General features: G+C 50.9%; 22 protein-coding genes and 1 tRNA gene. 11 read left to right on the top strand and 12 right to left on the bottom strand.

Translation table 11 applies throughout. The annotated features are described in order from the left end of the window. Positions 1-130: 130 nt before the first annotated feature. The 3 genes from HMPREF2608_RS03490 (at position 131) to HMPREF2608_RS03500 (ending at position 3,095) form a co-directional block, all read left to right on the top strand. Positions 131-667, top strand: a complete 537-nt coding sequence (locus HMPREF2608_RS03490; RefSeq protein WP_070825986.1) for a hypothetical protein — start codon at positions 131-133, stop codon at positions 665-667. A 74-nt stretch (positions 668-741) separates the two neighbouring features. Beyond that, positions 742-2,118, top strand: coding sequence for a DNA repair protein RadA (gene radA, locus HMPREF2608_RS03495; RefSeq protein ID WP_070825987.1), 1,377 nt, complete (start codon positions 742-744; stop codon positions 2,116-2,118). A 170-nt stretch (positions 2,119-2,288) separates the two neighbouring features. Beyond that, complete coding sequence (locus HMPREF2608_RS03500) at positions 2,289-3,095, top strand: DUF4198 domain-containing protein (RefSeq protein WP_070825988.1); 807 nt, start codon at positions 2,289-2,291, stop codon at positions 3,093-3,095. 55 nt (positions 3,096-3,150) lie between these two features. Here the strand turns inward: HMPREF2608_RS03500 and HMPREF2608_RS03505 are convergent, their stop codons facing one another. Then, positions 3,151-3,711, bottom strand: coding sequence for a pseudouridine synthase (locus tag HMPREF2608_RS03505; RefSeq protein WP_070825989.1), 561 nt, complete (start codon positions 3,709-3,711; stop codon positions 3,151-3,153). Between the two features lie 80 nt (positions 3,712-3,791). Then, positions 3,792-3,884, bottom strand: a tRNA-Ser gene (locus tag HMPREF2608_RS03510). Positions 3,885-4,082: 198 nt separating this feature from the next. Between HMPREF2608_RS03510 and HMPREF2608_RS03515 the strand changes: the two genes are divergently transcribed. From HMPREF2608_RS03515 to HMPREF2608_RS03550, 8 genes are all read left to right on the top strand, one after another. Then, positions 4,083-4,595 (top strand): hypothetical protein, encoded by a 513-nt coding sequence (locus tag HMPREF2608_RS03515; protein WP_234395987.1) that lies wholly within the window; start codon positions 4,083-4,085, stop codon positions 4,593-4,595. Between the two features lie 52 nt (positions 4,596-4,647). Continuing rightward, a complete protein-coding gene (locus tag HMPREF2608_RS03520; protein WP_070825990.1) occupies positions 4,648-5,265 on the top strand; it encodes a 4'-phosphopantetheinyl transferase family protein in 618 nt (205 codons plus the stop codon). A 93-nt stretch (positions 5,266-5,358) separates the two neighbouring features. Then, positions 5,359-7,677 (top strand): MMPL family transporter, encoded by a 2,319-nt coding sequence (locus tag HMPREF2608_RS03525; protein WP_070825991.1) that lies wholly within the window; start codon positions 5,359-5,361, stop codon positions 7,675-7,677. A gap of 134 nt (positions 7,678-7,811) precedes the next feature. After that, positions 7,812-9,050 (top strand): NAD(P)/FAD-dependent oxidoreductase, encoded by a 1,239-nt coding sequence (locus tag HMPREF2608_RS03530; RefSeq protein ID WP_070825992.1) that lies wholly within the window; start codon positions 7,812-7,814, stop codon positions 9,048-9,050. Between the two features lie 97 nt (positions 9,051-9,147). Further along, positions 9,148-9,666, top strand: coding sequence for a hypothetical protein (locus HMPREF2608_RS03535; RefSeq protein ID WP_070825993.1), 519 nt, complete (start codon positions 9,148-9,150; stop codon positions 9,664-9,666). A 3-nt stretch (positions 9,667-9,669) separates the two neighbouring features. Beyond that, positions 9,670-10,872, top strand: coding sequence for a beta-ketoacyl-ACP synthase (locus HMPREF2608_RS03540; protein ID WP_070825994.1), 1,203 nt, complete (start codon positions 9,670-9,672; stop codon positions 10,870-10,872). Positions 10,873-11,044: 172 nt separating this feature from the next. Next, entirely contained in the window at positions 11,045-13,267 is a 2,223-nt protein-coding gene (locus HMPREF2608_RS03545) for an NADP-dependent isocitrate dehydrogenase (protein WP_070825995.1), read from the top strand. Positions 13,268-13,325: 58 nt separating this feature from the next. Then, the gene (locus HMPREF2608_RS03550; RefSeq protein ID WP_003747363.1) at positions 13,326-13,919 is read left to right on the top strand and encodes a LolA family protein; all 594 of its coding nucleotides are present in this window, start codon (positions 13,326-13,328) and stop codon (positions 13,917-13,919) included. Positions 13,920-13,974: 55 nt separating this feature from the next. Here the strand turns inward: HMPREF2608_RS03550 and ylqF are convergent, their stop codons facing one another. The 10 genes from ylqF to HMPREF2608_RS03600 form a co-directional block, all read right to left on the bottom strand. Continuing rightward, on the bottom strand, positions 13,975-14,916 hold the full coding sequence (gene ylqF, locus HMPREF2608_RS03555; RefSeq protein WP_070461623.1) for a ribosome biogenesis GTPase YlqF: 942 nt from the start codon (positions 14,914-14,916) through the stop codon (positions 13,975-13,977). A gap of 93 nt (positions 14,917-15,009) precedes the next feature. Beyond that, positions 15,010-15,246, bottom strand: coding sequence for a lipoprotein (locus tag HMPREF2608_RS03560; RefSeq protein WP_003684875.1), 237 nt, complete (start codon positions 15,244-15,246; stop codon positions 15,010-15,012). Between the two features lie 34 nt (positions 15,247-15,280). Continuing rightward, positions 15,281-16,135, bottom strand: coding sequence for an RNase adapter RapZ (gene rapZ, locus HMPREF2608_RS03565; RefSeq protein WP_070825996.1), 855 nt, complete (start codon positions 16,133-16,135; stop codon positions 15,281-15,283). Further along, positions 16,116-17,078, bottom strand: a complete 963-nt coding sequence (hprK, locus tag HMPREF2608_RS03570; protein ID WP_003747372.1) for an HPr(Ser) kinase/phosphatase — start codon at positions 17,076-17,078, stop codon at positions 16,116-16,118. The genes rapZ and hprK overlap by 20 nt, the downstream gene beginning before the upstream one ends. 3 nt (positions 17,079-17,081) lie before the next feature. Further along, complete coding sequence (gene ptsN / locus HMPREF2608_RS03575; RefSeq protein ID WP_049344012.1) at positions 17,082-17,531, bottom strand: PTS IIA-like nitrogen regulatory protein PtsN; 450 nt, start codon at positions 17,529-17,531, stop codon at positions 17,082-17,084. Between the two features lie 270 nt (positions 17,532-17,801). Next, on the bottom strand, positions 17,802-18,722 hold the full coding sequence (gene ubiA / locus HMPREF2608_RS03580) for a 4-hydroxybenzoate octaprenyltransferase (protein WP_070825997.1): 921 nt from the start codon (positions 18,720-18,722) through the stop codon (positions 17,802-17,804). Between the two features lie 172 nt (positions 18,723-18,894). Further along, complete coding sequence (locus HMPREF2608_RS03585) at positions 18,895-19,389, bottom strand: chorismate--pyruvate lyase family protein (protein WP_070825998.1); 495 nt, start codon at positions 19,387-19,389, stop codon at positions 18,895-18,897. After that, entirely contained in the window at positions 19,379-20,035 is a 657-nt protein-coding gene (gene bioD / locus HMPREF2608_RS03590; protein ID WP_070825999.1) for a dethiobiotin synthase, read from the bottom strand. Before bioD ends, HMPREF2608_RS03585 begins: the two co-directional genes overlap by 11 nt. Then, positions 20,032-21,321: an adenosylmethionine--8-amino-7-oxononanoate transaminase gene (bioA, locus tag HMPREF2608_RS03595; RefSeq protein WP_070826000.1), complete on the bottom strand. Its 1,290-nt coding sequence runs from the start codon at positions 21,319-21,321 to the stop codon at positions 20,032-20,034. The genes bioD and bioA overlap by 4 nt, the downstream gene beginning before the upstream one ends. A gap of 52 nt (positions 21,322-21,373) precedes the next feature. Continuing rightward, a partial coding sequence (locus tag HMPREF2608_RS03600; protein WP_168167206.1) for an EamA family transporter occupies positions 21,374-21,567 on the bottom strand: 194 nt, incomplete at its 5' end.

Below are 21,567 nucleotides of genomic sequence, written 5' to 3' on the forward strand. Positions count from 1 at the left end.
TGCACCGAAAAAAGATGAGGATAAAGACAGCAAAAAATAAACCCATCTTTATCCAATAAAAGGCCGTCTGAAAACTTTCCCATTTTCAGACGGCCTATAAACACTTTCCTACTCCAAGGCAAAAACAAACATGAACATTTCCAAACTCATCCTCCCCGTCCTGACCGGCCTATTCCTCTTAAACTCCCCAGTATCATCGGCAGCCAAACCCGAACAAGCCTCTGAAATGTACATTGCCAACAAAATTACCGGTGAAAACCTACACGGTTTCTGGGGCAATGCAGTCGAAAACGAAGAAGGCGCTCTTATCAACACAACCATCTTTAACCCCGACAACACTGGCACAGACATCGCCATAATGAGTTTCAAAGCCACCAACAAAATCTTCACCATCAGACAGGACTTTAATTGGACATTTGACGAGAAAAAACAAGAAATCCACCAAACCGTAACTGACTATAAAACCTCCATCAACGGCAAAGAAGAACAAAACAAACAAAAAATAGGTGAAGAAAGTACCATAAAAGCCAGAATCCTCATCATCAAAGGCCTGCCCGGCATGTTGGAATTGACTGACAAAGCCAGTGGCAACCAAACCAGCTACTTTAAACAAGATCCGGATAAAATACTCAACCATCTTGAAAACAGCAAAAAAACACGCCCATAATCTCAAGGCCGTCTGAAAACCTCCCTCACTTTTCAGACGGCCTTCCCACTAAAATACTGCGGAAACAAAACACCATGGCAAAAGCCCCCAAAACCATCTACCAATGTTCCGAATGCGGCGGCACTTCCCCGAAATGGCAGGGTAAATGCCCGCATTGCGGCGAGTGGAACACGCTTCAGGAAAGCCTTGCCGCGCCCGAACCGAAAAACGCCCGCTTCCAATCTTGGGCGGCGGACACCTCGACCGTCCAATCCCTCTCCGCCGTCACCGCCACCGAAGTGCCGCGCAATCCGACCGGCATGGGCGAACTCGACCGCGTATTGGGCGGCGGTTTGGTAGATGGCGCGGTCATCCTGCTCGGCGGCGACCCCGGCATCGGCAAATCCACGCTGTTGTTGCAAACCATCGCCAAAATGGCGCAAAGCCGCAAAGTGCTGTACGTTTCCGGCGAAGAATCCGCCCAACAAGTCGCCCTGCGCGCGCAACGTTTGGAACTACCGACCGAAGGCGTGAACCTGCTTGCCGAAATCCGCATGGAAGCGATTCAGACGGCGTTGAAACAGCATCAGCCCGAAGTCGTCGTCATCGACTCCATCCAAACCATGTATTCCGACCAAATCACTTCCGCCCCCGGCTCCGTGTCGCAGGTGCGCGAGTGTGCCTCCCAACTGACGCGTATCGCGAAACAGATGGGCATCGCCATGATACTGGTCGGACACGTTACCAAAGACGGCGCGATTGCCGGCCCGCGCGTGCTGGAGCATATGGTCGATACCGTACTGTATTTCGAGGGCGACCAACATTCCAACTACCGCATGATACGCGCCATTAAAAACCGCTTCGGCGCGGCAAACGAATTGGGCGTATTCGCCATGACCGAAAACGGTTTGAAAGGCGTGTCCAACCCGTCCGCCATCTTCCTCGCCAGCTACCGCGACGACACGCCCGGCTCATGTGTTTTGGTCACTCAAGAAGGCAGCCGCCCGCTTTTGGTCGAAATTCAGGCATTGGTCGATGACGCTCACGGCTTCACCCCCAAACGCCTCACCGTCGGCCTTGAACAAAACCGCCTCGCCATGCTGCTCGCCGTCCTCAACCGCCACGGCGGCATTGCCTGCTTCGACCAAGACGTGTTCCTCAACGCCGTCGGCGGCGTCAAAATCGGCGAACCCGCCGCCGACCTCGCTGTCATCCTCGCCATGCTCTCCAGCTTCCGCAACCGCCCCATGCCTGAAAAAACCGTGGTTTTCGGCGAAATCGGCTTAAGTGGCGAAGTCCGCCCTGTTGCACGCGGGCAAGAGCGGCTCAAAGAAGCGGAAAAACTCGGCTTCAAACGCGCCATCGTCCCAAAAGCCAATATGCCGCGCAACGCCAAAGAGTTTCCGAACCTGAAAATCTACGGCGTCAGCAGTTTGCAGGAAGCGATTGATGTTTGTCGTGACGGGGACTAAACCGTTTCGATAATCCGCCTAAAAAAACAATCAGCTAAAAGGCCGTCTGAAAACTTTCAGACGGCCTCTCTTTAAATTTAAATAATTTTGTTATATTATAACGAACGACTTTATTCTATCTTTTCTACTTTATTCTATCTTTTCTACACATCGAAAATCGGAGAGAAATCATGAAAAAAACCGCTTTGCTTATCGCATCTGCCTTCCTGTTCAGCACTGCCGCACACGCCCATCGCGTTTGGGTTGAAACCGCCCACACACATGGCGGCGAATACCTTGAAGCCGAATTAGGCTATGGCGAATTCCCGGAGCTTGAACCCATCGCAAAAGACCGCCTGCACATTTTTAGCAAACCCATGCAACTGGTGACTGAAAAAGGCAAAGAAAACATGATTCAAAAAGGCACATACAATTACCAATACCGTAGCAAACTGCCGGTCAAAGACGGCAGCTACTTGGTAACCGCCGAATACCAACCGACTTTCTGGTCAAAAAACAGCGCGGGCTGGAAGCAGGCAAGCATCAAAGAAATGCCTGATGCAAGCTATTGCGAACAAACCCGTATGTTCGGTAAAAACATCGTCAATGTCGGCCACGAAAGCGCAGATATCGCCATCATCACCAAGCAAGTCGGCCAACATCTGGAAATCGTTCCGCTGGACAACCCCGCCAACGTCCACGTCGGAGAACGCTTCAAAGTCCGCGTCCTCTTCAATGGCGAGCCGCTACCTAACGCCACCGTTACCGCCACATTTGACGGCTTCGACACCAGCGACCGCAGCAAAATCCATAAAACCGAAGCCCAAGCTTTCTCCGATACTACCGATGACAAAGGCGAAGTCAGCATCATTCCATTGCGCCAAGGTTTCTGGAAAGCCAGCGTAGAACACAAAGCCGATTTCCCCGATCAAAGTGTGTGCCAAAAACAGGCGAACTACACTACTTTGACTTTCCAAATCGGTCATTCACATCATTGATTTCTCCATAACAAAAGGCCGTCTGAATATTTCAGACGGCCTTTATTCATCCTATTTAAGGACGATGCGGCGCAAACTGCCATTGTCCCAATTCCAAATTCAAATCAAACAGATTCAGACAGCCTATTGCCACGCGAACCAAGCGTAAACACGGAAAGCCTGCTTTCGCCGTCATCCTTCGCACTTGGCGGTTTTTCCCTTCCGAAATTTTGATTTCTACCCAAAAATCAGGCACAGACTTGCGCACGCGAATCGGCGGCACGCGCGGCCATAAAACATCCGCTTCACCCTCTTCCAATACCCTGACCTCGGCCGGACAGGTGACAAAATCGCCCAAATCTACGCCACGGCGCAACAAATCCAATTTGGCTTCATCTGGAGAACCCTCCACCTGCGCCCAATAAGTTTTAACCTGCTTGAATTTCGGGTCGGCAATCTGCGCCTGCAAACGGCCATTATTGGTCAGCAGCAGCAAACCCTCGCTGTCCGTATCCAAACGGCCGGCCGGATAAAATCCCGGTTTCTCGACAAAATCCTTCAGGCACTGATGTTTTTCATGTGCAGAAAACTGACAAATCACGCCATAAGGCTTGTTTAGAATAATCAAATCGTTCATTTCACACTTTCAGACGGCCTTAGATTCCAAGAAATTCCGGATAATAAAAAAGACACCGTATAAACGGTGTCTTTCATATTTGGCGGAGTAAGAGGGATTCGAACCCTCGATGCAGGTTGACCCCACATGCTTCCTTAGCAGGGAAGTGCCTTCAGCCTCTCAGCCATTACTCCTAAGGAAGTCCGCAATATACGCTTCCTGCCCTCCTTCGTCAAGCATTACCGCCTCAAACTTTCTTAACGCCATGAAATCATTTAAATAAAAATATAATATTTTTTGCACCATTCTGTTTTTATACTTCTTTCATATATGTTAAAATGATTCTGCTTTCTGTAAACTTTTTCTACGCCCATTATTACAAAGGAGTTCGTATGTTACGTTTTTCTGCTTTGGTTGCCGTATCCGCCCTGATGCTTGCCGCGTGCTCACAATCCGGCAATTCCCAACCATCCACTTCCTCCTCTCAAACTTCTACTCCAAAAACAACTGCCGCCGGTTCTGCCTGCCGCAGCATGGGTGAAGGCCATAAAGTCAATGGCAAAGGTCAAAACGATATTTATATGTGTAAAGTCGATGTAGCTTTGAACTCTGCCGAAGCCAAATCCGCTTTGGATCCTAGCATCCGCGTTCACTACGGCAGCACATCCGGCGCAACTTTGACTTCCCGTCAAATCTCCAACTCAGTCGGCAAAACCCCTGATGAAACCTGCCAACGCGCATTCCTGAGCGCGGTTAAACGCTTCCAAAGCACTGCACATCGCAAAAAAGCCAAATCCGTTCACCTGGTTAGCTACTTTGACAAAGTAACCAAAGGCGGTAACGAGTACGAATGCCACATCGCTACATTCAACAGCCGTGTGGTTTTGAAAGGCAGCTTCCACTAAGCAATGTCAAAAATGCCGGACTTCAACATGAAGTTTGGCATTTTTCTATTTTATGGATACGACAACCCTTCACTGCCTGTTGGCCGATCCGTCTTTTGCCGCCTGCTACGACCATGCATCTCTAAACGCAGCCGATTCACAACGTTTGGCTGCCACGCCGCAACTGGCACAGCGTCAAGACTGGCAAGTCAGCCGAGCGTTAAAACAGCAAACCGATTTAGCGACTGTATCACTGAGCCACAGCAAAGGCTTTGCTGCTTTATTGTGTGCGCTTCATCCCTTAACAGCCGGAGTCGATATCGAATTTATCCGACCGCGCGATTTCAAAGCGCTGTCAGCTTTAGTCTGCACGCAGGAAGAACAAGACTATTTGGAAACGGCAAACTGGTCGTCTGAAACGTTTTACCGATTGTGGTGTTTCAAAGAAGCATTGATTAAAGCGGCAAATTTGGATTTTCCGTCGGATATGAAATCGGTCGGCTATGTTTTCGATTCAGGGCAACCCGTCGGTTTACGCGCAGGAAAGCAAACCGATTGGCACGGCACAAGCGCGATTTTAGCGAATACGATGGCACTTGCCTGCGTTTGGAAGGGAAAAGCCGTCGCTCTGCAATGGCAGTTTTTCGGCTCGCTCAAACCCAATGATTTAACCGACCGGCAAACTATCTAACAACTGACAAACTAATAATAATCTGATTTAATTTACTGCACTTTTACTTATTCCACACACCAACAGCAGCATTTGCAAAAGGCCGTCTGAACGATGAATCTTCGCCTCCTAAACCGCCTCTATACTGCCCTTATTCTGTTTCTTACCCTGTTTTTGGTTTATGCCTTTGCTTCACAAGCGCGCATCCAAACCGATTTGACCGCGTTGTTGCCAAGCGAGCAGCAACCCGATGCTTTACTGACGGCTGCAGATAAAGCCGCAGAAGCGCAGCTCAATTCGCAAGTTATTTTGCTTGCAGGCAGTACCGATGCCGAAACCGCTTTTCAGACGGCCTCACAAATTGCCGACGCATGGCGCAAAAGTGGCGTATTTGAACAAGTCGACAGTAGCATGACGCCGAATTTAGACAAAGTGCGGGCGGATATGCAGAAGCTGAGTTTGGCAGTTTTGCCACAAGACGAAATACGCCTGCTGTTTGAGCAGCCGCAAGCCTATTTTCAAGCGCGTGCAGAAGCCGCGGCCAATCCGTTTGCCGCCCCCTCGCCTTTGTCTTTAGAACAAGACTGGCTGGGCTTCGGACGCTTTGTTGCCGACAAGGCCAATCCGCAAAGCCGTTTACAGTGGGACATGGACAACGGCATGTTGTTTGCCGAAGACAAAGGCAAAACTTGGGTATTCTTGCGCGGACGGCTCGCCGGTGGCGATCAATTTTCCGGCAACGATGCCCTCTTACCGCTGATGGCGCAAAGCCGTCAAATCGCTTCGGAAAACGGCGCGGAAACCTTAAGCGCAGGTGGCGCATTGTTTGCTGCCGTATCCAAAGCAGCCGCAGAAAAAGAAAGCCGACTGATGAGCATGGTCGGACTTGGGCTGACCTTTGCGCTGCTGTTGTGGGTCTTCCGCAGCGGCCGAGTATTTTTGCTGTCCTTGCCTCTGGCAGCCGGTATGTTGACCGGATTGGCGGTTGCGTTATTAACCTTCGGCGAAGTGCATATCCTGACCATCGTCATCGGCACCAGCTTGGTGGGTATGTTGGTGGATTTCCCGTTGCACTGGCTTGCTCCGTCGGTATTCGGGCCGTCTGAAAAGACCGTTTGGCAGGCTGAATCGGCAATGAAACATGTCTTGCCAAGTTTTGCCGTCAGCCTGACAATTACCGTCTTGGGCTACGCGCTGCTGTGGTTCACCCCTTTGCCTGTACTGCGCCAAACCGCCGTATTTTCAGGCTTTGCCTTATTTGGCGCGTTTGGTGCCACCGTTTTATGGCTGCCGCCGCTGTTTCGCCGCTACCGTGCCAAAACCGTGCCTTTTGCCGCATTAACCGAAAAGCTCTATTCCTTGTCAGACCGTCTGAAAAATCGCCTGCACAAACGCGGCTGGTTAATCGTGGGCGGAATTTTGCTGGCAGTCGGACTGTGGCGCAGCGACTGGCGTGACGACATCCGTCAATGGGTCAATATGCCGACCGCGATGTTGGCTGAGGTACAACAAATCGGCCGGTTGAGCGGCACAGATTTTGGCGGCAAATATTTGGTGACCGAAGCACAAAGCGAAGATGCCCTGTTGAAGAAAACCGCCGAACTCGGCCGCGCCCTGCAGCCCTTAATTGCGCAAGGCAAACTGTCCGGCATCCAATCGCCCGACCAATTCATCCTGCCGACAACGGAGCAGCAAAAACTGCAAAACCGCCTGCGCGAATTGACCAAGTTGCCTGATAGCTGGAAACCGCTCACAGAAATCGGTATTCCGCGCAAAACTGTGCGCGATGCCCTGCTTCAAGCCGCCGATACGCAACCATTGTCGCTTTCAGACGGCCTGAATACCGATTTGGCAGAAGCTTGGCGTTCCTTGTATTTGGGCGAAGTGGAGCCAGGCCGTTTTGCTGCCGTCATGCGTTTGAACGGCATGACCGATGAAGCCGCCGTACGCGCTGTGGCGCAACATGTCTCCGGCGTACATTGGGCAGACAAGCGCGCCCACTTAAACGAGCTTTTCCACCACACGCGCAATCAGGCCGCATGGTTAAAACTGGCTTCCTATGCGTTGGCATGGCTGCTTTTGTGGAAAATGTTTGGTTTCAAACGCGGCAGCAAAATCCTTGCCGTGCCGCTGGCCGCCGCCATCTGCACCGTTGCCGTACTCGGTTTGGCCGGCATTCCCGTCAGCCTGTTTGCCATGTTCGGCCTGCTTTTAGTATCCGCCATCGGCGTGGACTATGCCGTCTATGCCGCCACCGCACACCACAGCGCGCCGGCAAAATTAGGCGGTATGCTGCTTGCCGCCGCGACAACAGCCATTTCCTTTGCCCTGCTCGCCATCAGCAGCACGCCCGCTGTTGCCGCGTTCGGCATGACGGTTACCATCGGTGTGGCATTCAATATTTGGCTGGCAGGCACATTGTTGAAAAATTAGACAAAAGATGAAGACGATTGAAATTAAGGCGATATTTTGTTTCAACTTCTATCGCCAAGTTGCAAAAGGCCGTCTGAAAAATTTCAGGCGATAGATTAAACATTATTTATCATTAAAATCAAAGGTATTTTCAAATGTCCGTAGAATTTGACGTTGCCGTTATCGGCGCAGGCCCTTCAGGTTCGGTTGCTTCTGCTTTGCTGAACAAACAAGGCTTTAAAGTTTGCGTATTGGAAAAACAACATTTCCCGCGCTTTGTCATCGGCGAAAGCCTGTTGCCGCATTGCATGGAAATGTTGGAAGAAGCCGGTTTTGCCGATGCAGTGCATGCCGAGCCCAGCTTTCAATTTAAAGACGGCGCAGCGTTTTCATGGGGCAGCCGTTACACAGATTTCAACTTTACTGAAAAATTTTCAGACGGCCCCGGCACCATTTATCAAGTGCGCCGCGGCATCTTCGACAAAATCCTGATTGATGAAGCGGCAAAACAAGGCGTCGATGTCCGCTTCGGACACGGCGTAACCGCGTTTGACAACAGCGGCGATGTAGCACGTTTGAGCGTTGAGTCCGATACAGGCGAAAACTATGAACTGACTGCCAAATTCGTTTTGGATGCCAGCGGTTACGGTCGCGTCCTGCCCCGCCTTTTGGACTTGGAAAGCCCGTCCGAGCTGCCTCCGCGCCAAGCCCATTTCACGCATATCGACGACAACATCACCAGCCCGAAATTCGATCGCAACAAAATCCTGATCAACACGCATCCTGAACATCGCGATGTCTGGATTTGGCTGATTCCTTTCGGCGACAACCGCTGCTCCATCGGCGTTGTCGGCATGCCCGACAAACTGGCTGGCGAATCAGAAGCCGTGTTGAAAAAATTTGTGTACGAATGCCCGATGCTGGCGGAAATTTTGGATAAAGCCGTTTGGGAAAACGACTTCCCGTTCCGCTCTATCCAAGGCTACTCTGCCAACGTAAAAACCTTATACGGCAAACATTTCGCCCTTTTGGGCAACGCCGCCGAATTCCTCGACCCAGTCTTCTCCTCCGGCGTGACCATTGCCCTGCACTCTGCCAAACTGGCTGCCGATTTGTTGGGCAAACAGCTCAAAGGCGAAGCCGTCGATTGGCAAACCGAATTTGCCGACCAACTGATGATCGGCGTGAACGCATTCCGCACTTATGTAAACGGTTGGTACGATTTCCGCTTCCAAAATGCTATCTACGCGCCTAACCGCAGTCCTGAAATCAGCCGCATGATTTCATCTATTCTGGCAGGCTACGCTTGGGACACGGATAATCCATTCGTGGAAAAATCCGAGCAACGCTTGTCCACACTTGCCGCATTGGTGGGCGATTTGAAGGTAGAATAAGGACGAATGCCTTTCAGACGGCCTAGACTGAAAACAGAACAGGCCGTCTGAAAATCTACCCTCATCATTAAATATTTTGACCGATAGATAAAACCTTATGCGATTTATCCCTTTGCTTGCCGCACTGCTGCTTTCCGCATGTACGACCTCGCTCCCCCATCCGCAAACGCTGCCACCGCTTTCCAAAGAAGGCCAATGGTTCAAACTTGAGCAGACCAATGCGGCGGGGCAAACCGTTCAAACCAATCTCTTGGCAGTCGAGCCTCATTCAGACGGCATCCGCTTTGTCCAAACCGATGCACTGGGTACGCCGGTATCGCGCCAATCGGTCAGCACCAAAGGCTGGAAAAACGACGGCTTTGTGATGCCCAATGCCAGTTCGCGCCGATTGTTTGCAGCCCTGTTGCCGCTTTTGGCCGCCGAACAAGCCGCTACGCTTTACCCTGAAGCCCGCCAACAAAACGCCACCCATCAAGGCTTCTGCCCTGACGGCAAAGGCGCGGTGTTCAGCTACCGCGAGCGTGATTTGTGGTGTGTCGCCCACCATTCCGAACAATTCCTCATCGGCTTCCCCGACCAAACTTTCTGGACGGTCAGCCCGATTGCAGAAGACTAATTCATGAATACTCCTGTTTATCTCAGCCGTCCGGCACTGACCAGCGCATTGGGCAGCGGCTTGCAAGTTCATGCCGATGCCTTACTCACGCCGTCTGAAAACACACCCCTGACTTTTTCAGACCAATGGGTAAAAGGCAAAACGCATGCTTTCGGTGCGGTCAAAGAAACCCTGATGCCTCTGCCCGACAGCATTCCCGAAGCGCATCGCAGCCGCAACAACCAGCTTATCCTGCACGCGCTTTCGCAAATAGATGGACTGATTCAGACGGCCATTGCACGTTACGGCAAAGAAAGGGTTGCTGTCGTTACCGGTACGTCAACCAGTGGCGCAGATGAAAATATCCCTTTGTTCCAACACGTTGTCGAAGGCGGTGAATGGACGGATGTTCCGTTCAAACAGTTGCAACACACCATGGCTTCGCCCTCCGAATTTATCGCCCAAGTTTACGGTTTGGACGGCTTGCGCTATACCGTCTCCACTGCCTGCACTTCCGGCGCACGCGCCCTCATCAGCGCAGCCCGACTGCTTCGTGCCGGATTGTGTGATGCCGTGATTTGCGGCGGAGCGGATACGCTTTCTCCGCTGACGATTAATGGTTTTGCCTCTTTGGAAGTGCTTTCAGACGGCATCGCCAAGCCTTTTTCTGCCAACCGCAACGGCATCAATATCGGCGAAGCGGCCGCATTTTTCGTGATGACGCGCGATGAAGATTTTGACGGCGAAATGCAATTGTTGGGCTATGGTGCAAGCAGTGATGCCTACCATATGTCTTCGCCCCGCCCCGACGGTTTGGGTGCAGCCCAATCCTTTCAGGCTGCTTTGGATAAAGCCAGTTTGAAAGCAGAAGACATCGGCTGGATCAATCTGCACGGCACCGGCACGCAGCACAACGACAGCATGGAAAGCCGGGCCGTTGCCGAAGTGTTTGGTTGCCATACCCTTTGCACCTCCACCAAGCCGTCCACCGGTCATACCTTGGGTGCAGCCGGTGCGATTGAAGCCGCATTTGCCTGGTTGATGGCCAACTGCCAATACAATCCGGAAGGCAAACTGCCGCCGCAACAATGGGACAACGTACCCGATTCCGAGCTGCCCAACATCGCTTTGACCGACGGTAACAGCCGCTGGCCGTCTGAAAAACGCATTGCCGCCAGCTCATCATTCGCTTTCGGCGGCAGCAATGCTGTTTTGATTATCGGATAAGTCCTTATATTTAGGCTGTCTTTTCAGACGGCCTTTTTCTTTTCCGCAACTTAAAAAACAATAGCATCAAAACAACAACCAAATCCGCCGAAATATGCCATAATAGGCTTAGCACGTTTCTTCTCGCGATGTGCCCGAAAAGAAAAACTTAACCTACATAGAGAATAATCCCATGACTAAATCCACCATTATCTATACCTACACCGACGAAGCTCCTGCATTGGCCACTCAATCCCTGTTGCCAATCGTGCAGGCGTTTACCCGCCACGCCGATATTGATGTCAAAACCAGCGACATTTCTCTCTCCGGCCGTATTTTGGCGGCTTTTCCAGAATACCTGACCGAAGCGCAACGCGTACCTGATGCGCTTGCCGAATTGGGCGAACTGGTTAAACAACCCGATGCAAACGTAATCAAACTGCCGAACATCAGCGCATCCGTACCTCAACTGACGGCCGCGATTAAAGAATTGCAGTCTAAAGGCTTTGCCGTTCCCGACTATCCTGCCGACCCTCAAACCGATGAAGAAAAAGCCGTACGCGAACGCTACGACCGCATCAAAGGCAGCGCGGTAAACCCTGTCCTGCGTGAAGGCAACTCTGACCGTCGTGCTCCTAAAGCAGTGAAAAACTTTGCGAAAAAACATCCGCACAGCATGGGCGCATGGACCAAAGATTCCAAAACCCATGTTGCCACCATGCAAAGCGGCGACTTTTTCCATAACGAACAATCCGTTACCGTACCCGATGCGACTTCCGTATCCATCGTGTTCACCGACAAACAAGGCAACAAAAAAGAGCTGCGCGAGCCTGTTGCCCTGAAAGCCGGCGAAATCATCGACGCGACCGTAATGAGCAAAAAAGCCCTGCTCGCCTTCCTTGCCGAACAAGTGAAAGACGCAAAAGCTAAAGGCGTATTGTTCTCGCTGCACATGAAAGCCACCATGATGAAAGTGTCCGACCCGATTATCTTCGGACACGCCGTCAAAGTATTCTTCGCGCCTGTTTTTGAAAAATTTGGCGACAAACTGGCTGCCGCAGGCGTCAACGTCAACAACGGCTTCGGCAACCTGCTTGCCAATCTGGACAAACTGGATGCGGACACCCGCGCCGCCGTTGAAGCTGAAATCGCTGCCGTTTACGCTGCCAACCCTGATTTGGCCATGGTTGATTCCGACAAAGGCATTACCAACCTGCACGTTCCTAGCGATGTCATCGTCGATGCTTCTATGCCTGCGATGATTCGCAACTCCGGCCGTATGTGGGATAAAGACGGCAAAGCGCAAGACACCAAAGCCGTGATTCCTGACAGCAGCTACGCCGGCGTTTACCAAGCAACCATCGACTTCTGCCGCGAACACGGCGCATTCGATCCGACAACCATGGGTACCGTTCCTAACGTCGGTCTGATGGCGCAAGCAGCCGAAGAATATGGTTCACACAACAAAACTTTCGAAATCGAAGCCGACGGCCAAGTTCAAGTCATCGATGCAGCAGGTAATGTCCTGATGCAACACGACGTTGAAGCCGGCGACATCTGGCGTATGTGCCAAACCAAAGACGCTCCGGTTAAAGACTGGGTACAACTCGCCGTCAACCGCGCCCGTCTGAGCAATACGCCAGCCGTGTTCTGGCTCGACGAAAACCGTCCGCACGACAAGTGCCTGCTCGCCAAGGTTAAAGCCTACCTTGCCGAACTGGATACCGACGGCCTCGACATCCGCGTCCTCGCTCCTGAAGAAGCTGCTAAATTCAGCTTGGGCCGTCTGAAAAACGGCGAAGACACCATCTCCGTAACCGGTAACGTCCTGCGCGACTATCTGACCGACTTGTTCCCAATTTTGGAACTGGGTACCAGCGCGAAAATGCTGTCTATCGTTCCATTGATGAATGGCGGCGGTATGTTTGAAACCGGTGCAGGCGGTTCTGCACCGAAACATGTTCAACAATTCCTCGAAGAAAACCACTTGCGTTGGGACTCTTTGGGCGAATTCCTCGCACTCGCCGTATCGTTTGAACATTTGGCGCAAAAAACCGGCAACGCCAAAGCCCAAGTCCTCGCCGACACTTTGGATGCAGCCACCGAAAAACTGCTGTTGAACGACAAATCGCCTAAACGCAAAGCGGGCGAACTCGACAACCGCGGCAGCCATTTCTACCTCACCCTCTACTGGGCGCAAGAATTGGCGGCGCAAGACAAAGATGCCGAACTGAAAGCCGCATTTGCTCCATTGGCAGCCGCTTTGACTGCCGATGAAGCCAAAATCGTTGAAGAACTCTCTGCCGTACAAGGCAAAGCGGTCGACATCGGCGGCTACTACGCAGCCAATCCTGAAAAAGCGGCACAAGCGATGCGTCCGAGCGCAACCTTTAATCAGGCCTTGTCAGCCTTATAATTAAAGCAATAAAAGGCCGTCTGAACTTTCAGACGGCCTCAAACCTTATGGAAGCACAATGAAAAAAACCATTCTTTCTCTTACTCTCCTCATCAGTGCTCCGGCTTTGTGGGCATTTTCCCCTGCCGAATTGGCACAAACCTTGCAAAAACCGCAAAACGTGCAAGGCAATTTTGTCCAACAACGCCAGCTCAAATCCCTCAGCAAACCCATGACCACCAGCGGCAGCTTTACCCTTGTCCCACAAAAAGGCCTACTCTGGAAAATGCAAAAACCATTTGAAACCACCCTGCGCGTGCGTTCAGACGGCATCATGCAATGGAACGGCAGTCAATGGGTCAACCCAAATGCCAGCAAACTCAACGGCCAAAGCCGCCAAATCAAACTCTTCCTCGACCTTTTGGGCGGAAATACCCAAGGTTTGGAAAAACAATTTGATTTGAAATTAAACGGCAATGAGAAAAAATGGACGTTGACCCTGACTCCGAAAACCGCCATTACCCGCCAAATCTTCAACCGTATCGAAATCAACGGCGATACGCTGGTACGAAAAATCGAATTGGACGAAAAACAAGGCGACAAAACTACCATGCAGTTCAACCAAATCCAAACCGATAAAGCTCTGGACAGCTTCAGCCGTACCGCCCTCTAAATTGTCTATTCCAACAAAAGGCCGTCTGAAAATAGATTTCAGACGGCCTTTTATATTAATCGGCAGAAGGCTGTTGCCCTTTTCGTTCCGCCTTTCTGGCTTCGCGAATGGCTTTAAGTTCGGCCTCTTTCTGTCTGGCTTTTTTCAGCCAAGCCTCCCATTGGTTTGGCGTTTCCAGCGTGATTCTGCCGATTTTGCCTTCGCGGAAATCGGTCAGGATATTTTCAGCAGCCTTTTGGTAGTTGACGCGTCCGCCGCTCAAAACCGCACCGCGTTTTTTGGCAATCCACTCCAACCAAGAAGTATCGTCCCAATGGCTGCTTGGATCTTTGTCGGCTTGATAGCGCTCTTGCAACAGAGCCAGATAATGGCGGCGGAGGTAATCCAAAAGCTCAAGCGCCACTTCTTCTTCGTCCAGCGCGTTACGCCCGACTGCACCGCCGGCCGCAAGGTTGTAGCCACCCTCTTCGACGATAATTTTTGGCCACAACATACCAGGTGTATCGTAAAGCCAGAAATCGTCAGCAAGGAAAAGGCGCTGTTCGGCTTTGGTAATACCGGGTTCATTACCGGTTTTGGCAGATTTTTTGCCGATCATACCGTTAATCAAGGTGGATTTGCCGACGTTGGGGATACCGCAAATCAGAACACGCAGCGGCTTCTCAATACCTTGGCGGTGCGGAATCATGGCGCGGCAGGCTTGGGTAATTTTGCCATGTGCGCCGGTTTCGGAAGAATCAAGCGCAATGGCGCGGGTATCTTGACGACTGTTGTAGTGTTCGAGCCAAACTTTGGTACGCTCGGGATCGGCAAGATCTTGTTTGTTTAAGATTTTCAGTTTTGGCTTGCCTTTGGACAACTGGGCAAGCAAAGGGTTTTCGCTGGAAGCAGGCATACGCGCGTCCAACATCTCAATCACCATATCAACGCTTTTAATGCGTTCGGCAATGGCTTTTTTTGCCTTGTTCATGTGGCCGGGAAACCATTGGATAGCCATGTCTTTTTATTCTTTCTATTCGTATCTGAGGCCGTCTGAAAAATCATTGTTTTTCAGACGGCCTCGGTATTTGGATAATCGGTCAATCAGGATTTAGAGATTGCCATGCTCGTAGCTGTAATACCCTGCTTCATCCATACATTGCTCAAAAGTTTTGGATGTATTGCCACGTTTGGTTCCATTTTGAACTTGTGATTTGCAGGTATTGATTTGACGGGAAACCTCAGCTTCGCTCGCTCCGGTACGGTGCCAACGGTAAGCAGTGACAGGCTCTGTCGCGCAGGCGGTCAAGATAAGCAAGGATAATGCGGTCAGACTGATTTTTTTCATGGTTTCTTCCTTTGAGGCCGTCTGAAACGGCAAGTTAGAGTCCTGCCAAGCTTTGAGCCTGACGGTGGCGGACAAGGAGTTCATAACGGCCTTTGAGGCGCTCGGCCAGTTTTTCCACAACATAAACGGAGCGGTGCTGACCGCCTGTACAACCGATGGCAATCGTTACATAACTGCGGCTCTCTTGTTGCAGGCGCGGCAGCCAGCGGCTAATAAAATGGTCGATGTCATCAACCATTTCTTGAGCCAACGGCTGCTGGCCCAAATAATCTTGAATAGGCTTGTCCATGCCGGTAAAGGGACGTAATTCCGGATCGTAATACGGATTGGGCAGGCTGCGCATATCAAACATAAAGTCGGCATTATTGGGAGCGCCGTATTTGAAACCAAAGGATTCAAGAATGACCAACAAGCCGACACGTTCAATATTGAGCCATTGTTGAACGGCATAACGCAGCTGCTGTGCGTTCATTTTGGACGTATCGATGCAATATGCGATGTCTCTAAGCGGGAAGAGCCACTCTCGTTCTTTTTGCAGGCTTTCCAACAAAGTCAGGTTTTGACCAGACAAAGGGTGTCCGCGGCGGGTTTCTGAGAAGCGGCGAACCAAAACGCCCTCTTCCGCTTCCACAAACAGGACTTCGACTTGATGCCCTTCATTACGCAAATATTGGATTTGCTCTTGCGCTTCTTGGATATTGATACCGGAACGGATATCAACGCTGACACCGAGTTTGGTTTCATCGGCCCGTTCGATGTGGAGTGAAACCAATGATGGAAGCATTTCCAAGGGAAGATTATCGACACAGTAATAGCCCAAATCTTCGAGCTGCTTAAGAGCTACGGACTTTCCCGAGCCGGATAAGCCGCTAATCAGGACGATTTTCATGATTTTGTTCGTTTTCTTTGAGTTGTGTTTGGTGACGTTCGAGAAATTCTTTGGTGCTGTCTTTACCACGCAATTGAAGGATGTAATTGCGTACTGCAGCTTCAACCAATACTGCTAAGTTTCGACCGATTGCAACAGGCAGGGTAACGGAACGGACGCTAACGTTGAGGATAGATTCTGTTTCGGTACGGATGCTCAATCGATCGAGTTGTTTCATGTATCCGTCGTCGGCCGGAACCAAATTGATAATCAGCTGGAGGATTTTTTTCGGACGGATGGAGGTTTCGCCAAAAATGTGGCGGATATTGAGTATGCCCAAGCCGCGTACTTCGAGGAAATCACGCAGCATAGGCGGGCAACGGCCTTCCAGCATTTCCGGGCCGGTACGGAAGAGTTCGACCGCATCATCGGCAATCAGGCTGTGGCCGCGCGAAATCAGCTCCAATGCCAATTCGCTCTTACCCAAGCCGGATTGTCCGGTAATGAGTACGCCCACTTCAAATACATCCAAAAATACGCCGTGCTTGATGGTGGAGGTAGCCAATGTACGTTGCAGATAAATCCGCAAAACGTCCATCAGGTGCGGGCTTTCCTGTTTGGAAGTCAGCAAGGGGATACTGTTGGTATGGCAATAATCGCGTAATTTGGGCGAAACCGGCAAACCGTTGGCGACGATGACCAAAGACATGGGGATGTCGAAAAGCTCACCGAAATCATAGTTGAGTTCGCCCGATTCCAGACGGCGTAAATATTCGGCTTCGGCTACGCCGACAACTTGAATTTGGTTGGGATGGATAAAGTTTAAGTGGCCGACCAAGGCCAAGACGGGTTTATCGGCTTCGACACCGATACGGTTGTCCGCGCCGGAATTGCCGGCAGCCCAAGCAAGTTCGAGTTTGTGCTGATTGTCGGAAAACAGGCGGCGGACGGATATGCTGGGCATGAATTACTCTTCGGTCAGGAGTGTGCGTACTTCTTCGGCAGAAGTCGCAGCCATCAATGCTTCACGGACGGCTTTTTGAGAGAATCTGCCGGCCAGTTTGGACAAGACTTCCAAATGTTCGCCGGTAGCGTTTTCAGGCACAAGCAGGATGAAAATCAAGGAAACGGGTTTGCCGTCGGGCGCATCAAAGGCAACCGGCTCTTTGGTGCGGATAAACGCACCGGTGGCTTTTTTCACGCATGCGTGACGGCCGTGAGGAATCGCCACCCCCTGCCCCAAACCGGTCGAACCAAGCTTTTCACGGGCAAACAGGCAGTCGAACACGTTGGTATTCGGTAATTCTGCTTCATTCTCCAGCAGCTGGGCGGCCTCTTCAAACAGACGCTTTTTGCTGCTGACTTCCAAATCCAAAACGATATGGGACAAAGGTAAAATTTCGCCAATCAGGCTCATGTGTATCTCTTTTAAATGTCGCAAAACAATGGGATTGTACCGATTGTCGGTGCAAATCTCAATCCTGAAGGCGTAATTTACACTCGCCCTGCTAACATTTTCCATGTTGTTTTTGATATTTTTTAACGAGCTAAAAATAATCCAACTGCTTGCTTATATTGAATTTAAAGTAAAAATGCTATCAATAGCAAAACTATGATTCAAATGAAAAGGGGTATGCCCGGCATACCCCTTTTCCCCTTCTTTTCAGACGGCCTCAGCCTAGTTTTTTTAAAACAGTTTGGAAACCAAAAACGACCAAAAATAATGGCAGACCAATCCGCAAAACCACGCCAAACCGATGCGGTTGTTGGCCAAAAACGTTTGGAAACACAACTGGCGATTGCGCGTACGGATGACAACATATTGCTGATACTGCCAATAAACAGTTATCGGCAATATCAACCAATACGGCCAAGTTGCGCCGATTTTAATACCCAACACCGCCATCAATACCGTAAACCAAAAATGACAAAGCATAGAGGCGGTAATATCGTGATGGCCAAATGTGATTGCCGAAGTTTTAATGCCGATTTTCAAATCGTCTTCTTTGTCCGCCATGGCATAAATCGTGTCGTAAGCCAACGTCCATAAGGCATTGGCGGTAAACATCAGCCACGCTTCGGGAGGCACTCGGCCTTGCACGGCGGCAAAGGCCATAGGAATGCCGAACGAAAATGCCAGTCCTAAATAAAACTGCGGCAACGGGAAAAAGCGTTTGGTAAAGGGATATGTGATGGCCAGGAACAAGGCCGGAAGGCTCATCAACCAAGTAAAGCGGTTGAGCTGCACCAAGCATAAAGCTGCCATCAGACACAACATGACGGTCAAAAGCAGCGCTTCGATTTTAGAAACCAAACCTTTGGCAAACGGACGGTTTTTGGTGCGCTCTACTGCGCCGTCAAAATTGCGGTCGGCAAAGTCATTCACCACGCAACCTGCGCTGCGCATCAAAAATGTGCCTGCGGTAAAGGCAATAAAAATATCCGCGTCGGGAACACCTTTAGACGCAATCCACAATGCCCAATAAGTCGGCCACAGCAAAAGCAGTGTGCCAATGGGTTTGTCGACGCGCATCAGTTTGGCGTATATCACCATCCGTCCGACAGCGTAACGCGGTAGAAATTGTAGAAAAAAGCGCCTTATGTTCATTGATGTAATGTGTCGTTGTTTATGTGTCGATTCGGAAGGAAAGGCTTTTAGAGCCTTAGCTCTTATTATAATTTATTGCCGTCTGAAATCAAACAGATCTTAACAATTTAATTTATTGTATTATAACAGAATTATGACAAACATCGGTAATTGGTTTTATTTTCAGACGGCCTTAGCGGTATAAATCTATTAATTTCAATAAGAAATATTCTGTTAATTCCAATGTTTCGCCGTTCCAATCGAAATATGAACGGCGCGCGGTAACAGGCCGTCTGAAAGACGGATGGTCTAAATCGTCAAAACGAAAAAACTCAAAATCCGAACGCTTCAACGGCAATGTACCGTCAAAAAGGCGCTCGCCCAAAGGCTGCGTTCCGCAATCCAATAATTCTGTCCATAGACGGCTATCCGGCCGGCACGCGCTTCTGGCTTGTATCACTGTTTCGCCGTCCAGTTTGAGCAAAACATCGCGCACAAAGATTTCGTCTCCGTTTTCTGCCCCCTTAGTCAAACCCAAATACACCGGCTCGACTGAAAAATCCTTACCGGAAGCGCGCAAAGCGGCAGTTAGCGAAGAAACGGTCAGCAGATGTTCGGCCTTAGACGGCAAAAGACTTGAAGCTTCGGCATGTGAACAAAGCGTGCCACGCGGTATATCAAGCTCCATCTAACACCTCTGTCTTGGCCAACTCCTGCCATTTGGCTTCGGGAAACTCATCTTTCAGACGGCCTTTAAGATATTCCAAAGTATCGCTGGCAACGGTTTCATCTTTGCTGTCGTGAATATGGTTGAAAATCAGGCTGTACAGGCTGATGCCGTATTGTTTGAGCGCGGAGAAGCTGAGCAGGGTGTGGTTGATGCTGCCGAGCCGTCCGCTGGTAACGAGGATGACGGGATAAGCCTGTTGCTTAATATAATCAATGGTCAACAAATCTTCCGTCAGCGGAACCATCAATCCGCCCGCGCCTTCGACCAATACGATTTCGTATTGTGCCGCCAGTTGCTGCGTGGCGGTGCGGATTTTGTCCAAGTCCAACATCCTGCCGTCCAGACGGGCGGCGAGATGGGGCGAGGCGGGATAGCTGAAGATTTCGGGCATGGTCAACTTTTGCTTGTCGGCTTCCTGCATGGGTATGCCCATGATTTTGCGGTGGACGGCGATGTCATCGGCGATGTTTTGGCAACCGGTTTGCACGGGCTTTTGCGTAATTACGCTTTTGCCCTGCTGCAACAATTGTTTTGCCAACACGCCGGTGGCGACGGTTTTGCCGATGTCCGTGTCTATGCCACTGACGAAGTAAACGCCTTTCATTTGCTGTGTTCCTTCAAGATTTGTACGGTTTTGTCGGCAAGTTCGGTCAAGAGGTCGTCTGAAATGACGTAAGGCGGCATGAGGTACACCAGCCTGCCGAATGGACGCACCCAAATGCCCTGCGCCACGCAATCTGCTTGAAAACGCGCCATATCCACACCTTTTTCCAGCTCGATCACCCCGATAGCACCCAAAACGCGCACGTCTTTCACGCCGCGAATGTCCCACGCAGCTTTCAGACGGCCTTTTAAGATGCTTTCGATGCGGCGGATATTTGCCTGCCAATCTTGGGACAAAAGCAGTTTGACCGAAGCGCAGGCTACGGCACACGCCAGCGGGTTCGCCATAAATGTCGGGCCGTGCATAAATACGCCCGCTTCGCCGTGCGAAATCGTTTCGGTGACTTTTTGCGAAGTGATTGCCGCCGCCAGCGTCATATAGCCGCCGCTCAAACCTTTGCCGATACACATAATATCCGGCACGACCTCCGCGTGTTCGCAGGCAAACATCTTACCCGTGCGCCCGAATCCGGTGGCAATTTCGTCAAAAATCAACACGATATCAAATTCGTCGCACAAATCGCGCAATCCGCGAAGATACTGCGGATGATAAAAATACATGCCGCCCGCGCCCTGCACGACCGGTTCCAAAATAAAGGCGGCAATATCCGCATGATGCGCTTCAAACAAGACGCGGACAGGCTGCAAATCCGCCTCGTCCCATTCATCGTCGAAACGGCTTTTCGGATTATCGACAAAATAACGCTGCGGCAGAGCGCTGCCGAAAATATGGTGCATTCCCGTTTCCGGATCGCAGACGGACATCGCGTTCCAAGTATCGCCGTGATACCCGCGCCGCACCGTCGCAATATTCTGTTTCGCCGTCAAACCCCGTGCCTGCTGGTATTGCACCGCCATTTTCAGCGCGACTTCCACCGAAACCGACCCCGAGTCCGCATAAAAAATACGGTCTAGTCCCTGCGGCAAAATCCCGACCAACAACTTGCCCAGCTCCACCGCCGGCTCGTGCGTCAAACCGCCGAACATCACATGCGACATTTGCTTAATCTGCGCCTCAACTGCCTGATTCAAAACGGGATGATTGTAGCCGTGTATCGCACACCACCAAGACGACATCCCGTCAATCAGCCGCGTGCCGTCCGCCAATTCGATGTGCACGCCCTCCGCACGGCGCACCGGATAAACAGGCAACGGGTCGGTCATGGAAGTATAGGGATGGAGTAGATGGTCGCGGTCGAAATCGAGCAGGGAGGAATGTTCAGACATGTTGAAAACAATGGTTTAATCAGTTTCATTATTATATAACATATTTACCTTTTCAGACGGCACGTCTTCCGTACTGCATCAACGCCAATCCGCCCACCGCCGCCAAACAGCCGGCAACCAAGGAAATATGCAATGCCTCGCCCAAAAACCAAGCGGAACACAGAATACCGAATACCGGCACCAAAGTGATGTACGCCGCAGCACTGCCCGCGCCCAAAGTCTTCACGCCTTCAAAATACCACGCAT

The organism is Neisseria sp. HMSC064D07 (assembly GCF_001837185.1).
In the GTDB taxonomy this organism is placed as follows: domain Bacteria; phylum Pseudomonadota; class Gammaproteobacteria; order Burkholderiales; family Neisseriaceae; genus Neisseria; species Neisseria flavescens_C.